Genomic DNA, 13559 nt, shown 5'->3' on the forward strand with positions numbered 1-13559 from the left:
GCGCCTGTCCGGAGCAGTAAGGGAATGTCTGTAGCCCTAGCGCGTCATTGTGAGGGAACCGCATGCGCGTCCTCCCTCGACGGTGCCGGCTTCGGCGCATCACGATCGGCGATCAGCTGACCGCCCGCACCGTAATTCTCCGTCGACACCTCTTCGATCACGATCTGCACCGCGCCCGGGTTCTTGCCGAGGCGCGAGACCAGCGAAGCGGTGACGTCGGCGACGATCCCCGCTTTCTGATCGCGCGTCGCGGTGCCCGATATGCGGATGCTGACGAACGGCATCAGGCTTCTTCACCCTCCGACGCGTCGGCAGGTGCTGCGGGGGCCGGAGCCTCCTCATCTTCGAACCAATGCGCGCGGGCGGCCATGATGATCTCGTTGCCCTGCTCGTCCGAAAGACCATATTCGCCGAGCACACCACCCTTGTCTTCGGGGCGCTTGTTCTCGCTCTCGGCGCGGCGGCGCTGTTCCTGGCGCTTCTTCTGCACCAGCTCGTCGGTCGCCAGATCGGCGAGATCGTCGAGCGTCAGGATGCCGGCCTTGCCCAGCGTGACCAGCATCGCTTCGTTGAGATGCGGCATGGCCGCCAGATCGTCCGACACGCCCATTTCGCGGCGCAGCGTGCGGTTGGCTTCCTCGCGGCGCTCGAGCGCCTCGGTCGCACGACTTTGCAGCTCGGCGGCGAGATCCTCGTCGAATCCTTCGATTCCGGCGATTTCCTCGGCCTCGACATAAGCGACCTCTTCCAGCGCGCCAAAGCCTTCGGCGACGAGCAGCTGAGCCAGCGTCTCATCGACGTCGAGCTCGGTCTGGAACATCTCGGTACGCTCGGCGAATTCCTTCTGGCGCTTCTCCGATGCGTCGGCTTCGGTCAGGATGTCGATCGCCTTGCCGGTCAACTGGCTGGCGAGGCGGACATTCTGGCCGCGACGGCCGATCGCGAGCGAAAGCTGATCGTCGGGAACGACGACTTCGATGCGATCCTCTTCCTCATCGATCACCACGCGGCTGACCGATGCCGGCTGCAGCGCGTTGACGACGAAGGTCGCGGTGTCGGGCGACCAGGGGATGATGTCGATCTTTTCGCCCTGCATTTCCTGCACGACGGCCTGAACGCGGCTGCCCTTCATGCCGACGCAGGCGCCGACCGGATCGATGCTGGAGTCATGGCTGATCACGCCGATCTTGGCGCGGCTGCCCGGATCGCGCGCGGCGGCCTTGATCTCGATGATGCCGTCATAGATTTCCGGCACTTCCTGCGCGAACAGCTTCTTCATGAAGTCGGGATGCGCGCGGCTCAGGAAAATCTGCGGCCCGCGATTCTCACGGCGCACGTTGAGGATCAGGCTGCGGATGCGGTCGTTGACGCGAACCACTTCGCGCGGGATCTGCGCGTCGCGACGGATCACGCCCTCGGCGCGGCCTAGATCGACCACGACGTGACCGAATTCGACGCGCTTGACCACGCCGGTGATGATCTCACCCATGCGGTCCTTGAATTCCTCGAACTGGCGCTCGCGCTCGGCGTCGCGGACCTTCTGGAAGATCACCTGCTTGGCGGCCTGTGCGGCGATGCGGCCGAACTCGATCGGGGGCAGCGGATCGACGATATAGTCGCCGACCACCGCGCCGGGCTGCAGCTTCTGCGCTTCCTTCAGATTGACCTGCTTGAAATAGTCATCGACCGCCTCGACCACTTCGACGACGCGCCACAAGCGAAGGTCGCCGGTGTTCGCATCGAGCTTGGCGCGGATGTCGTTTTCGGCGCCGTAACGGGCGCGCGCGGCGCGTTGAATCGCGTCTTCCATCGCCTCGATCACGATCGCGCGATCGATCATCTTTTCGGTCGCGACGGCATTCGCGATCGCGATCAATTCTGCCTTGTTGGCGGAAACGGCAGTGGCCATCAATCTTGCCCTTCACTGGTGTTGGTATCGGCGGCCTCAAGCGCGCCTTCGTTGTCGGTAAAGTCTTCGAATTCTTCCTCGTCCGCGCCTTCGGTCGACAGCGGCCGGGTCGCGGCGAGCAGCCGGTCGGTGAACAGCAATTTCGCATCGGCGACCTGGTCGAACCCGATCGTCATCGGCACATGCTTGTTGACGTCGATCGTGATGCGGCCGCCCTCGACCCCGGCGAGATTGCCGGTCAACTGCTTGCGGCCCTCGACCGGTGCGGTCAGCACGATGCGCGCCTCATGCCCTTCCCAGTCGCCGAAGTCGCTCAGCCGCGTCAGCGGCCGGTCGATTCCCGGTGAGGACACTTCCAGGCGATATTCGCTCTCGATCGGGTCGGCCTCGTCGAGCAGGTCGGAAATGCGACGCGACAATTCGGCGCAATCGTCGATCGTCAGCTGGCGCGTGTCGGGTCGCTCGGCCATCACCTGCAGCGTGATATCGCCGGCGCCGCCGAACAATTTCACGCGCACCAGGTCGAAACCCAAAGCCTGTGCCTCGGGTTCGATCAGGGCCGTCAATTTGGCGAGATCCGCCATCTGCTCTCCGAATGAATACGTCTCGTCGCCGCCGCGAGCCGGAGCCCGCAGCCTCTTCATCAATCAACGATGTAGAGAAAGCGCGAGTGCGATATAGGCGGATCGCACAAGACTGGCAAGCGGGCCGCGCATTCGGCAGCGTGGCCCCGCATTGTCCCGCCCAACCGATCGACCGGAGAGACGATATGCGCCTGCTGTACCTGAGCCTGCCGATAGCGCTGATCGCCTGCAGCGCGAATCAGGCCGCGCCCGCAACGACGAGCGGCAGCTTGCCCTTTATTAAGACGGTCATGGCCGATTTCGACTCGCCATGGGCGATGACTTTCTTGCCCGATGAGCGGGGGATTTTGGTGACGGAAAAATCCGGAGCGCTCAAGCTGCTCTCGGTCGTCAGCTGGCAATCCGAGACCGTCGAAGGCGTTCCGCCAGTCGATAGCGACGGGCAGGGCGGACTGATGGACGTGGTGCTTTCGCCCGGCTTCGCGAAAGACCGGCTGGTTTATTTCAGTTTTTCGGAGAAAGGGGCGGGTGGGAAAGGCGTGGCGTTGGCACGGGGTCGGCTGACTTACGTCGGTGCATATTATGGCATAACCGCAGACGGCGCCGATGATTCGAGTCACGGCACGCCGCTGTTGGAGGACGTCACGGTGATCTTCCGCGCACACCCCTATGTCGAGGGCGACGGCCATTATTCGGGCCGCATCGTCTTTTCGCCCGATGGCCAATATCTCTTCTTCACCAATGGCGAGCGACAGAAATTCGACCCTGCGCAGGACCCCAAGGCCACACTCGGCAAGGTGCTGCGCCTGACGCCGGACGGCAAGCCGGCGCCGGGCAATCCACTTGCCGCGCAGGGCTTCGACCCGGCCGTCTGGTCCTATGGCCACCGCAACCTGCTCGGCATCGCGTTCGATTCGGCGGGTAACTTGTGGGAACAGGAAATGGGCCCGAAGGGCGGCGACGAGGCCAATTTGATCGTCGCGGGCAAGAACTACGGATATCCCAAGGTTTCGAACGGCAGCCATTATGACGGTCGCGACATTCCCGACCACAAGCCCGGCGACGGTTTCGAAGCCCCCAAAATGTGGTGGAACCCGTCGATCTCCCCCGCTGGGCTGATGATCTATTCGGGCGATCTGTTCCCGGCCTGGAAAGGCGATGCGTTCCTCGGCGGCCTGTCGTCACGCGCTCTGCTGCGCGTCGATCTCGACGGCACCAACGCGAAGAAAGGCGACCAATGGGACATGGGCGCGCGCATCCGCGAGGTCGAACAGGGTCCCGACGGCGCGATCTGGGTGCTCGAGGATGGCGACGACGGGTCCCAAGGCCGGCTGATCAAACTGACGCCGAAGGGCTAAATCCTCCCCGGCACGGGGAGGAGCAACCTATTCCCGCGCGATCAGATAGTTCATCCGCGCCGCGGCGATCGGCCTAGTCGGGTCGTCCTGCCAGGCCGTCGCCTCGACATTGGCGACGCGGGTGCCGAGCCTGGTGACGACACCCTGCGCGCGAGTCGGCTTGTCGCGGCCGCCGCGCATGAAATCGACCGTGACGTTGATCGGCTTGATCCGTCCCCGGGAATCTTTGGCGCCTTCCTCGGCCGCCAACGCATGCTGGAGCGCGGCGATCGCCGCCATCTCCATCAGCCCGCTGATCGCGCCGCCATGCAGGAAGCCGGGCCGCCCCAGCACCTCATCACGGAACGGCATGATCAGCACCGGTGCTGCATCACTCAGCTCGGGATCGACGGTCAGCCCGAGCAGGTCGGCATAGGGCGGCAGCATCAGCGATAGCCCTCCGGCGCCATGAAGGTGCCCGCGACATGCGCCAGCGGATCGTCCGGGTCGCCGTCATGCGCGGTGCCGCGCACGAACGCGATCGAGCGGGTCAGGCGATAGCATTCGCCGCGTCCGATCACCGTCTTGCCGGGTGTCGCGGGGCGCAGATAATCGACGCGCAGGTCAAGCGTGGCATGCGGGCGGAACGCGTTGAGCTTGAGCCACACCGACATGCTCGTCGCCATGTCCATCATCGACAGGATCGGGCCCGACGCGATTACGCCGCTTGCCCGGTCACCGATCTGTTCCTTGCTATAGGGCAAAGCCAGTTCGACCCAGTCCGGGCCATGCGCATGGTAATGCAGGCCGAGATGGCGGCCATGTCCGCCGGCACCGCTCTGCAGGAAGCGTTCGGGATCGAAGACGAAGCCGGTGGTCATGATGCGCGCTCTACACCGCGATACGCCCAAGGCAAGCGGTGCAGCCGATCGGCACAACGGTAATTCCGACGTTGCGGGGCGTAACGGTGCCGTCTAGCATTCAGTTGCAAAACAAAACGAGGAGAGACGGGTGCATCCCAGCGTCCATGGTGCGGCGACTCCCGACAAGCCTGCGCTAATCGTCGCCGAGACTGGCGAGACGGTCAGCTATGGAGAACTCGATCGCCGCTCGAACCGGGCCGCACAATTGTTCCGTGCCCGCGGACTGGTGGCGGGCGATACGATCGCGCTGTTCCTCGACAATATCCCCGAATTCTATGACGTCGCCTGGGGGGCCCAGCGTTCGGGGCTGTTCTATGTCTGCATCTCGTCGAAACTGACCGCGCCGGAGGTCGATTATATCCTGCGCGATTCCGGGGCGAAAATGCTTATCGCGTCAGCGGCGCTGGCCGACATCGCGGAGAAGGTCGACCTGTCGGGGTGTATCGGGCTGGCGATCGGCGGCCTGGCCGGCTCGGAAGATGGGCCCGGCTGGGAGAACTGGCGCGCGGCGGTCGCGGCGATGCCCGATACGCCGATCGCCGACCAACGCGCCGGCGTCGACATGCTCTATTCCTCGGGCACCACCGGCCGGCCCAAGGGCGTACGCGTGGCGCTGCCCGAGGATCCGGCGATTGCTGCGCCCAACGTGCTGATGATGCTCGCGCAAGGGCTCTATGGCCTTGGCCCCGACACGATCTATCTCAGCCCCGCGCCGCTCTATCACGCCGCGCCGCTCCGCTGGTCGATGACCGTGATGCGGCTCGGCGGCACAGTGGTGATGATGCAGCACTTCACCCCCGAATCCGCGCTCGCCGCGATCGAGCGTTACGCCATCACCGCGAGCCAATGGGTCCCGACGCATTTCGTGCGCATGCTGAAACTCGACGAAGCCGCACGCACCCGCCACGATTTGTCGACCCTGAAGGTCGCGATCCATGCCGCGGCGCCGTGCGCGGTGCCCATCAAACAGGCGATGATCGACTGGTGGGGGCCGGTGCTGTTCGAATATTATGCCGGGTCGGAAGGGAATGGCCTGACGACGATCAATTCGGCCGAATGGCTCGCGCATCCCGGCTCGGTCGGCAAGGCGGCCTATGGCGCGCTGCACATTTGCGACGAAGCGGGCGAGGAGCTTGGTCCCGGCGAAGAGGGGCTGATCTATTTCGAAGGCGGCGGTGTGTTCGAATATCACAACGACCCGGCCAAGACCGCCGAGGCGCGCAATGCGCAGGGCTGGACCACGCTCGGCGATATCGGGCGGATCGATGCCGATGGCTTCCTCTATCTCACTGACCGCAAGAGCTTCATGATCATCTCGGGCGGGGTGAACATCTATCCGCAGGAGATCGAGAACCGCCTGATCACTCACCCGCGCGTCGCCGATGTCGCGGTGATCGGCGGGCCGGACGCGGAAATGGGCGAACGCGTCATCGCGGTGGTGCAGCCGGTCGACATGGCGGAGGCCGGGCCGGATCTCGCCGCCGAACTGACCGCCTGGTGCCGCGCCGAGCTGTCGGGTGTGAAGACCCCGCGGCAGATCGACTTCGCCGAGGAATTGCCCCGCCATGCGACGGGTAAATTATACAAAAGGTTGCTCCGCGATCGTTATTGGGGCGAGAGCGGCAGCCGGATCGTCTAGGCGACCATCCATCGGAGATTTTATGAACGACCGCGTATCCATCACCGTGACCGACCATATTGCCGATGTCCGGTTGACTCGTGCCGACAAGATGAACGCGATCGACCCGGCGATGTTTCAGGGCATTGCCGACGCGATCGATCGGCTTGCCGGCATGGATGATGTACGCGTCGCGATTCTGTCGGGTGAGGGGCGCGGTTTCTGCGCCGGTCTCGACATGGGCAGCATGGCCAGCGGCGGTTCGGGGCTCGAATTGTCGTCGCGCCCCTGGGATGGCGCCAATCTCGTACAGCAGGTCTCGATCGGCTGGCGCAGATTGCCCATGCCGGTGATCGCCGCGGTGCACGGTGTCGCGCTCGGCGGGGGGTTCCAGATCATGTCGGGCGCCGATATCCGCATTGCCGCGCCGGGTACGCGCTTCGCGATCCGCGAACTGCATTGGGGGCTGGTTCCCGACATGGGCGGCTTCCCATTGTGGCGCAGCCTGGTGCGTGACGATGTGCTGCGCGAGCTGACGTATACGGCGCGCGAATTCGGCCCCGATGACGCGCTCGGTTACGGTTTCATCTCGCACATCGCCGACGATCCCCGCGCCGCCGCGATGACGCTCGCGGTCGAGATCGCTTCGCGTAACCCGCATGCGGTGCGCGGCGCGAAGCGGCTGTGCAACATGGCGCACGATGCCGATCCGGCAACGATGCTCGAGGCCGAGACGGTTGAGCAGCTAAAGGTGATCCGCCAGCCCAATCAGGTCGAGGCCGTGATGGCCAATATGGAAAAACGCGCGCCGGTTTTCCGGGATTAGGACCGATCGGCGTAAGGTTGCTGGCCGGGTCAGTCGCGCCGAGGCAAAGCGCTAACGGCCAAAACGCTTCCAGAGATTTGGATAACGCCTGGCCAACTCGGCGGGCGATTCGCTGAACCGGGCGCCAGCCGGCTCGGCATCGTAAGCCATATTGGCAATGACCGGCATCTCGTTCCAATCACGGCCCGTCTTTGCGGCCCATATTTCGCGCGCGACATAAGCAAGCGCTTCGAATTCGATATCGCCATTGCCGACCCCCGGTGCCAGAATATCGGCCAGTGCATCCGGACGGGCTGACACGTCCTCAAAGGCGGCACGCCCTTTGGAAATCAGCCAGCATCTGAAATATTCGAAACCGTCATCGGACGCGCCGCCGTTCGACAAATAGGCAGCGCCCCACAGGTCCCACGAATAGGACTGCCGCATCGTTTCATCGAAATGCCGCTCGAAATCGACGATCTGGGCAGGCGTCAGATGCGCCAGCGAAGCGCGCAAATCCGCCAGTTGAGCAGGAGGGTCGGCTTCGAATGCTGCGGAATGATCGATCAAGGCCCAAAAGCCGGCTTTGCTGAGCGGACCGGCATCGATCACAATGGCAGCCGGCGGCGTCTCGGGTGCCCTGGTCTTCGCCTTTGCACCATTGGCAAAGCCAAGCGTCAGGATCGCCACTGTGAGGATCAGAGCGAAACAAGTGGCAAAGACTTTCATGTCGTCCCTTCGTTGATCGGCCCGACTATCGTTAGTTGGTTGCGATGCGTGTGCGAAGGCCTCGCGTGGATGATCAATTCACGTGCGCCTTCACCGCAATCCTGTCACTACCGTCTGACATGAAAGTCTGCCGCATATGCCGTCGTTGCCGATAAGCCGCAGGCTTGCCTACATCCTTGTTCTCCTTCCTGTCATCGCTTTCACCGGGCGGATGGAGCTGGGATTGCGAGCCGCCTGGCTGGCGCGTTTCGGGTCGAGGTCGGTGATCGGCGCCCAATGCCGTTGCAGTCATCCTCATCGCCCTGATCTTCGCGGTCGTGAAGGGCCACACCGTCGACGCCACTCCGTCGAGGCTTGTCGCCGGCAGCATCGTCGCAATGACCGCTTACGAGGTTGCGCAGATCTGGATGCCCGGACGCACCTTCGATCCGTCCGATCTGGTCGCGTCGCTGATCGGCGGAATGGTCGCCTATCCGCTGCTTTCAATCCCCTATCGCCTGACCACGCCATCTGATGAGGATGCCGCCGAAACCTGACGCGGGCGGCATAGGCGGGGCGCCCGCGTGATCGGTCAGATGGGGGCGGGCCGACACAGCCAAATGACGACACCCCAGCGAGGGCTGGGGTCTCAGGCTATCGGGCGCGCGCATCGAATCTCGCAGTGAGATGCCAGCCTGCGTTGGCATGACGACTATGGTGCTAAGACCGATTCACCTCGCTCGCTTGCGTCGTCATGTCGGTCCTTCGGCGTATATTCTGCGCCATCGGCAAAACCCATCCGACCGACCATTGAATCGAGCGGACCCGAAAGCGAGCAGGTATGATCGTCATCCCAATTATTCCCGATCCTCCCGTAGAGCTCGCCCGAAACCCCCGTGCGGCTCGATCGAAATTCCCGTAGTTTTCCCGTAAATTCCCGTCGCGCGCTCAAAAAAGCATCTTCCCGTCAGCCTTCCCGTAGCCACGGGAATTCGGGATCGGAACGCTGCGGCTCTCCAGGCGGAACATGCCGCCGATTCAACCCCGCCGATCCAGCGGCTAGCACGCCCCGATCGGCACCGCCGCCGCGCTCTTTGACATGACCATCAGCCAGCGCGTCGCTTTGACGATCATATCCGGCATCCCCAAGGTCATGACCTTGGAGGTCATCGACCGCCTGACCTGAATTTGGCACGAGCGCTCAACTGGCGCGGGAGATAATACAGGTGAGATCATTCCTTTTGGCGTCGGCCATGTTTCTGACGATCGGTGCCTCCGCGCCGGCGACCTCGGCGCCCGCTGCGCCCGAAACGCGGCTCGATCATGTCCTGCTCTGGGGCCGCAGCATCGACGAGGTCACGTCGATCATGGCGGTGAAACTCGGCTTCCAGGTTCGTGCGGGGCGCAACCCCGGCGGCGTGGCCAACCGCTATATCCGCTTCGCCGATACCAGCTTCATGGAGTTGCTCGGCGTCACCCGGTCCGACCCGCAATATGATCCGGGCATGAAGGAGGATCGGGTCGCGCTCAAGGATGGTCCGGGCGCGCGAACCTTCGGCTTCCGTTCGTCGCGGCTCGACACGATCCAGGCTTCGCTCAAGGCGCTCGGTTATCCGGTGACGCAAATGTTCTCCGGTCCGGATAGCGCGAAGCCGGGCTGGCGGCTGTTCGCGTTCGATCGTCCGCCGTTGTCCAGCAACACCTTTTTCATCGACTATAACGCCGGTTACGCGCCGGATCAGGCTGATCCGACCAACGCGGACGACTATCGCGTGAGTCGTGACCATCCCAACAGTGCGCACGAGCTCTCCGCGATCTGGCTGGTCTCGCCGGATGCCGATCCCGACCGTCAGCAGCTCGAACGGATGGGCTATGGCAAGGCGGTTCCTGTGCGCTTGCCCGTAGTCGGCGCAAAGGGGTTCTGCGTCCCTGTCGGCCCCACCGCATTGCTGCTTCTGCAGCCCGATGGCGCGGGTGTTGCAGCCGATGTCGTGGCAAGTGGCGGCGCGCGCGTGCTGGGGGTCAGTTTCGGCGCGACCGATCTCGGTCGGGCGCAGCGCTGGGCCGAACGCGGTTATGAGCGCAAGCTGTCGCGCTATCCCGGCCTGTCGGGCGACTCATTCCTCGCACCGACGCGGGATGATCTTGGCATGGTGATCGAATTCCACGCGCTGCCGGCAAAAGCCGCCGGACCGTGCGGCGGGGCCTGAACCCCGCTCACTCGCGTTGCATGCCTCGCGGCTCGAGTTCTGCGCCGCTGACCTGCACGGTCTTCAGATAGTCCGCGATCCGGTCACTGTCCGCGACGGTGGCCCGCGCGCCGATATAGCCGTCCGGGCGGACAAGCAGCAGGGCGCCGTCGACCAAGCCATAAGCGGCGGCCAACTGATCCTCGTGGTCGTGAAATTCACCGTCCGCGCCGGTTCGGTAGACGTGCAGGCTGGGGCTCGCCGGCGGCAGAGAGGCGGCATCGACACTGCGGGCGATCAACGTCCAATGCGGTCCCCGGAACAGATCGAACAGCCGAAGGGGCTGGCCCCCGGCGCCATGGAGCAATGCGTCCGGCGCGCGGTCGCCGGATCGCACACCCTCCTGCCGGTCAGGCAAGTCCAGCGACAGCGACGATCCGGGATAACCGAGATCGAGTTGATGGACATCTCGGCCGCGCCGCATATCGCCTTGCTTGGCCTTTTCCAGCAGGTCGGTGGTCATGCCGAGCATCGCGGCTGCGATCGGGCGGCGTTCCTCTTCATAGGTGTCGAGCAATGCGTCAGGCGCGCCCGCCAGCACGGCCGCGAGTTTCCAGCCGAGATTATAGGCGTCCTGCACGCTGGTGTTCAGGCCCTGACCACCGGTCGGCGGATGGACATGCGCGGCGTCCCCCATCAGGAGCACGCGGCCAACCCGATAATGATCGGCGAGGCGCGCGTTCATGCCATAGGCCGATGCCCAGAGGACGTTGCGCACGGTGACGGTGTCACCGGGCAAACGCGCATCGATGAACGCCTGAAGGCCGGCCACCGACAGATCGGTCTCACCATCGATCGGGATCGGCGCCTGGAGCTGGAATAGGTCGCTATGCGGCAACGGGCAGAACGAGATTTGCCGCGCCATATCGCCTTCGTTAAACCGGTGCCACGCGTCGCGCGTCAGGCCATCGAGCACGAGATCGGCGACCATCGCCCGCACGCCAAGCGTCATGCCCGAAAAGCCGAGCTGCAGCGCTTGCCGAACGAAGGACCGCCCGCCATCGCCGCCGACCAGGTAACGACAGCGGATCGTCTCGATGCCGTCTGGCCCCGCCACCTGCGCGGTGACCATGTCGGCGTCCTGTGCGAACGCCTGGAGTTCGCGTCCATAGTCCGGCGCGGCATCGAATTCGGCCAGCCGCTCGCGCAGCACCGCCTCGGTCCGGTACTGCGGGACCATCAGCGGCGTGCGGTATGGTTCTCCGGCGCTCGGCGGTGCGATAACGATATTTTGCGAGTCGGTGGAGCCGCCATCGTCATGATGGTCGCGCAGCGGCGGATAATGGCTGCCGGCCGCGGCGATCCGGTCGATGATACCCAGATCCTCGAATACCTCCTGTGTGCGCGGCTGGATGCCCTTGCCGCGCGACCCGGCAAACGGCCCGGCGAGCTTGTCGATCAACCGGAACGATACTCCGCGCCGCGCCAGATCGACCGCTAGTATGAGTCCGGCGGCACCGGCGCCGCAGATCAGCACCTCGATCGAGTCCCGGTCTTCCATATCAGCCTCCTATGTGTATGATGCACATATCAAGCCGGAGGCGATGCGTGTCAATAAATAAAGTGCATAATACACATATATCGGCTGCCTTGCCCGAACTGCATCGCTCGCTGATCGATATCGTGAGCGTGATGAACCGGCCCGAAAATGACGCGGCGATGCTTGAAGCGGCGGGGCTGTCATTCGAACGCGCGCTGTTTCCGCTCATCGTGTTGGTCGAGCGTCTCGGCCCGATCGGCGTGGTCGATCTCGCGGGGCGGGTGGGGCGCGACTATACCACCGTCAGCCGGCAGGTAGCGCGACTCGAAGAGCTCGGGCTGGTAAGCCGCCGTGCCGGCACGACAGACCGCCGCGTGCGCGAAGCGGTGATCACGCCACAGGGCAAGATCGCCACCGATGCCGTCGATAAGGCACGCGAACGCATGGCCCTGGCGCTGTTCCAGGACTGGAGCCGCAGTGACTTCGACGAACTGCTACGGTTGATGCGGATGCTGGCCGACGGGTTCAGCGCGGCGCCGGCTGCGATTGCCGCTTCGACGTGAAGACCATCGCCGGCTCCGGTTCATCCCCGCCGGATGCGATGTGCCTCGAGTCCCGCGCGAAACTCGAGCGGGAGCGCGGTCGCGTTCACGCCGCCGCTCATCACGATCACCGTGTCGCAGGTCGCGATCGGTTCGCCGTTCTGGAACGCTGTCGACAGCAGGTACCAGCTACGCGTGCCGATATCGCCCACCCCGGTTGCGATCTCGACATCGCCAGGGAAATGCCCCTCGGCGAGATAGTTGATCTCGACCTTGGCGACGAGCCAGCGATGACCGTGCCAGCCCGACAGGTCCATCGCCTTGTTGAAACGCACCCGTCCGCTCTCGAACAGCGCCGCCATCGCGACATTGTTGATATGGCCGAGCACGTCCAAATCCTGGAACCGGGTCTGGATGGCTTCGCTATGCGGATAGCTGGCGGGGTCTAGCCGCCATGGTTCTGGTCGTGCGATCGGTCGTCTCCCCCTTGTCCGTTCGCTCCGCGCACCATCGCAACGCCGTCTCGATGCAGCGTTTTCGACGGCACCCGAACCGACCGGTGACGTATAGCGCGCGGCTTAGCGCGGCGCCATGCGGATCGCGCCGTCCAGACGCACATCCTCGCCGTTGAAATAGCTGTTCTCGATCATGGTCAGCGCGAGGTGGGCGTATTCAGGCGCGTTGCCGAGCCGTTTGGGGAATGGCACGCTGGCGGCGAGCGCGTCCTTTACCGGTGGCGGCGCGCCCTGCATCAGTGGCGTGTTGAAAATGCCGGGCAGGATCGTGTTGACGCGAATTCCCTCGCTCATCAGGTCGCGCGCGATTGGCAGGGTCATGCCGACCACGCCGCCTTTCGACGCGGAGTAAGCGGCCTGGCCGATCTGGCCGTCCTCGGCGGCGACGCTCGCGGTCATCACGATCGCGCCGCGCTCGCCATCGTCACCCGGGTCGAGCGTCAGCATGCCCGCCGCCGACTTGGCGACGCAGCGGAACGTGCCGACCAGATTGATCTGGATAAGCCAGTCGAACGCAGCGAGCGGGAAATGCTTGATGCTGCCATCTTCCTTCGACCGGCTCGCGGTCTTCACCGCATTGCCGGTGCCGGCACAGCAAACGAGAACGCTTTCCTGCCCATGCGCGGCGCGTGCCTTGGCGAAGCCGGCATCGACGCTCTCGTCCGAGGTCACGTTCACTTCACAGAAGATGCCGCCGATATCGGCAGCGACCTTCTCGCCTTTTTCCGCCTGCAGGTCGAAGATCGCGACCTTGACGCCCTTGGCCGCGAGCGCGCGCGCGGTCGCTTCGCCAAGGCCGGAAGAGCCGCCGGTGACGACGGCTGCGATGGTGTTGTCGAGTTTCATGATGTCCTCTCCCTAAAATGGACGTCATGCTGAACTTGTTTCA

At 64.2% G+C, this 13559-nt stretch carries 15 protein-coding genes; 6 read left to right on the plus strand and 9 right to left on the minus strand.

The annotated features are described in order from the left end of the window. Nucleotides 1-44: 44 nt before the first annotated feature. Genes G4G27_RS21055 through rimP form a run of 3 tightly spaced genes read right to left on the minus strand, consistent with a single transcriptional unit; the run spans nucleotide 45 to nucleotide 2493 of the window. Nucleotides 45-284 (minus strand): 4-oxalocrotonate tautomerase family protein, encoded by a 240-nt coding sequence (locus G4G27_RS21055; protein WP_183110448.1) that lies wholly within the window; start codon nucleotides 282-284, stop codon nucleotides 45-47. Further along, complete coding sequence (nusA, locus tag G4G27_RS21060; RefSeq protein ID WP_183110449.1) at nucleotides 284-1909, minus strand: transcription termination factor NusA; 1626 nt, start codon at nucleotides 1907-1909, stop codon at nucleotides 284-286. Before nusA ends, G4G27_RS21055 begins: the two co-directional genes overlap by 1 nt. After that, nucleotides 1909-2493 carry a ribosome maturation protein RimP gene (gene rimP, locus G4G27_RS21065; RefSeq protein WP_183110450.1) on the minus strand — a complete coding sequence of 195 codons (585 nt, stop codon included), beginning with the start codon at nucleotides 2491-2493 and terminating at the stop codon, nucleotides 1909-1911. Before rimP ends, nusA begins: the two co-directional genes overlap by 1 nt. Before the next feature lie 185 nt (nucleotides 2494-2678). Between rimP and G4G27_RS21070 the strand changes: the two genes are divergently transcribed. Beyond that, complete coding sequence (locus G4G27_RS21070) at nucleotides 2679-3851, plus strand: PQQ-dependent sugar dehydrogenase (RefSeq protein WP_183110451.1); 1173 nt, start codon at nucleotides 2679-2681, stop codon at nucleotides 3849-3851. A 27-nt stretch (nucleotides 3852-3878) separates the two neighbouring features. Here G4G27_RS21070 and G4G27_RS21075 read toward each other — a convergent pair whose 3' ends face one another. Next, nucleotides 3879-4277, minus strand: coding sequence for a PaaI family thioesterase (locus G4G27_RS21075; RefSeq protein ID WP_183110452.1), 399 nt, complete (start codon nucleotides 4275-4277; stop codon nucleotides 3879-3881). Continuing rightward, complete coding sequence (locus G4G27_RS21080) at nucleotides 4277-4711, minus strand: PaaI family thioesterase (RefSeq protein WP_183110453.1); 435 nt, start codon at nucleotides 4709-4711, stop codon at nucleotides 4277-4279. Before G4G27_RS21080 ends, G4G27_RS21075 begins: the two co-directional genes overlap by 1 nt. Nucleotides 4712-4841: 130 nt before the next feature. Here G4G27_RS21080 and G4G27_RS21085 point away from each other — a divergent pair, with 130 nt between their 5' ends. After that, nucleotides 4842-6392: an acyl-CoA synthetase gene (locus G4G27_RS21085; protein ID WP_183110454.1), complete on the plus strand. Its 1551-nt coding sequence runs from the start codon at nucleotides 4842-4844 to the stop codon at nucleotides 6390-6392. A gap of 22 nt (nucleotides 6393-6414) precedes the next feature. Beyond that, complete coding sequence (locus G4G27_RS21090) at nucleotides 6415-7197, plus strand: crotonase/enoyl-CoA hydratase family protein (protein ID WP_183110455.1); 783 nt, start codon at nucleotides 6415-6417, stop codon at nucleotides 7195-7197. A gap of 51 nt (nucleotides 7198-7248) precedes the next feature. Here G4G27_RS21090 and G4G27_RS21095 read toward each other — a convergent pair whose 3' ends face one another. Then, nucleotides 7249-7905: a DUF4240 domain-containing protein gene (locus G4G27_RS21095; RefSeq protein ID WP_183110456.1), complete on the minus strand. Its 657-nt coding sequence runs from the start codon at nucleotides 7903-7905 to the stop codon at nucleotides 7249-7251. 377 nt (nucleotides 7906-8282) lie between these two features. Between G4G27_RS21095 and G4G27_RS21100 the strand changes: the two genes are divergently transcribed. Both G4G27_RS21100 and G4G27_RS21105 read left to right on the plus strand, forming a co-directional pair. Then, nucleotides 8283-8441 carry a VanZ family protein gene (locus tag G4G27_RS21100; RefSeq protein ID WP_183110457.1) on the plus strand — a complete coding sequence of 53 codons (159 nt, stop codon included), beginning with the start codon at nucleotides 8283-8285 and terminating at the stop codon, nucleotides 8439-8441. 696 nt (nucleotides 8442-9137) lie between these two features. Continuing rightward, nucleotides 9138-10094, plus strand: coding sequence for a VOC family protein (locus tag G4G27_RS21105; RefSeq protein WP_202049609.1), 957 nt, complete (start codon nucleotides 9138-9140; stop codon nucleotides 10092-10094). Nucleotides 10095-10101: 7 nt separating this feature from the next. Here G4G27_RS21105 and G4G27_RS21110 read toward each other — a convergent pair whose 3' ends face one another. Then, on the minus strand, nucleotides 10102-11634 hold the full coding sequence (locus G4G27_RS21110) for an FAD-dependent oxidoreductase (protein WP_183110459.1): 1533 nt from the start codon (nucleotides 11632-11634) through the stop codon (nucleotides 10102-10104). Nucleotides 11635-11696: 62 nt separating this feature from the next. Here G4G27_RS21110 and G4G27_RS21115 point away from each other — a divergent pair, with 62 nt between their 5' ends. Next, the gene (locus tag G4G27_RS21115; RefSeq protein WP_244624445.1) at nucleotides 11697-12176 is read left to right on the plus strand and encodes a MarR family winged helix-turn-helix transcriptional regulator; all 480 of its coding nucleotides are present in this window, start codon (nucleotides 11697-11699) and stop codon (nucleotides 12174-12176) included. Nucleotides 12177-12196: 20 nt separating this feature from the next. On the opposite strand, the gene G4G27_RS21120 is transcribed toward G4G27_RS21115, so the two are convergent. Both G4G27_RS21120 and G4G27_RS21125 read right to left on the minus strand, forming a co-directional pair. Continuing rightward, the gene (locus G4G27_RS21120) at nucleotides 12197-12544 is read right to left on the minus strand and encodes an acyl-CoA thioesterase (RefSeq protein ID WP_345940658.1); all 348 of its coding nucleotides are present in this window, start codon (nucleotides 12542-12544) and stop codon (nucleotides 12197-12199) included. A gap of 189 nt (nucleotides 12545-12733) precedes the next feature. Then, on the minus strand, nucleotides 12734-13516 hold the full coding sequence (locus G4G27_RS21125; protein ID WP_183110460.1) for an SDR family NAD(P)-dependent oxidoreductase: 783 nt from the start codon (nucleotides 13514-13516) through the stop codon (nucleotides 12734-12736). Nucleotides 13517-13559: the final 43 nt, after the last annotated feature.

It is taken from the genome of Sphingomonas sp. So64.6b (assembly GCF_014171475.1).
In the GTDB taxonomy this organism is placed as follows: domain Bacteria; phylum Pseudomonadota; class Alphaproteobacteria; order Sphingomonadales; family Sphingomonadaceae; genus Sphingomonas; species Sphingomonas alpina_A.

Excerpts from the sequence above, each read along its gene's own strand:
- G4G27_RS21055 (WP_183110448.1), bottom strand. The coding sequence starts at position 284 with ATGCCGTTCGTCAGCATCCGCATATCGGGCACCGCGACGCGCGATCAG.
- nusA (WP_183110449.1), bottom strand. The coding sequence starts at position 1,909 with ATGGCCACTGCCGTTTCCGCCAACAAGGCAGAATTGATCGCGATCGCG.
- rimP (WP_183110450.1), bottom strand. The coding sequence starts at position 2,493 with ATGGCGGATCTCGCCAAATTGACGGCCCTGATCGAACCCGAGGCACAG.
- G4G27_RS21070 (WP_183110451.1), top strand. The coding sequence starts at position 2,679 with ATGCGCCTGCTGTACCTGAGCCTGCCGATAGCGCTGATCGCCTGCAGC.
- G4G27_RS21075 (WP_183110452.1), bottom strand. The coding sequence starts at position 4,277 with ATGCTGCCGCCCTATGCCGACCTGCTCGGGCTGACCGTCGATCCCGAG.
- G4G27_RS21080 (WP_183110453.1), bottom strand. The coding sequence starts at position 4,711 with ATGACCACCGGCTTCGTCTTCGATCCCGAACGCTTCCTGCAGAGCGGT.
- G4G27_RS21090 (WP_183110455.1), top strand. The coding sequence starts at position 6,415 with ATGAACGACCGCGTATCCATCACCGTGACCGACCATATTGCCGATGTC.
- G4G27_RS21095 (WP_183110456.1), bottom strand. The coding sequence starts at position 7,905 with ATGAAAGTCTTTGCCACTTGTTTCGCTCTGATCCTCACAGTGGCGATC.
- G4G27_RS21100 (WP_183110457.1), top strand. The coding sequence starts at position 8,283 with ATGACCGCTTACGAGGTTGCGCAGATCTGGATGCCCGGACGCACCTTC.
- G4G27_RS21105 (WP_202049609.1), top strand. The coding sequence starts at position 9,138 with ATGTTTCTGACGATCGGTGCCTCCGCGCCGGCGACCTCGGCGCCCGCT.
- G4G27_RS21110 (WP_183110459.1), bottom strand. The coding sequence starts at position 11,634 with ATGGAAGACCGGGACTCGATCGAGGTGCTGATCTGCGGCGCCGGTGCC.
- G4G27_RS21125 (WP_183110460.1), bottom strand. The coding sequence starts at position 13,516 with ATGAAACTCGACAACACCATCGCAGCCGTCGTCACCGGCGGCTCTTCC.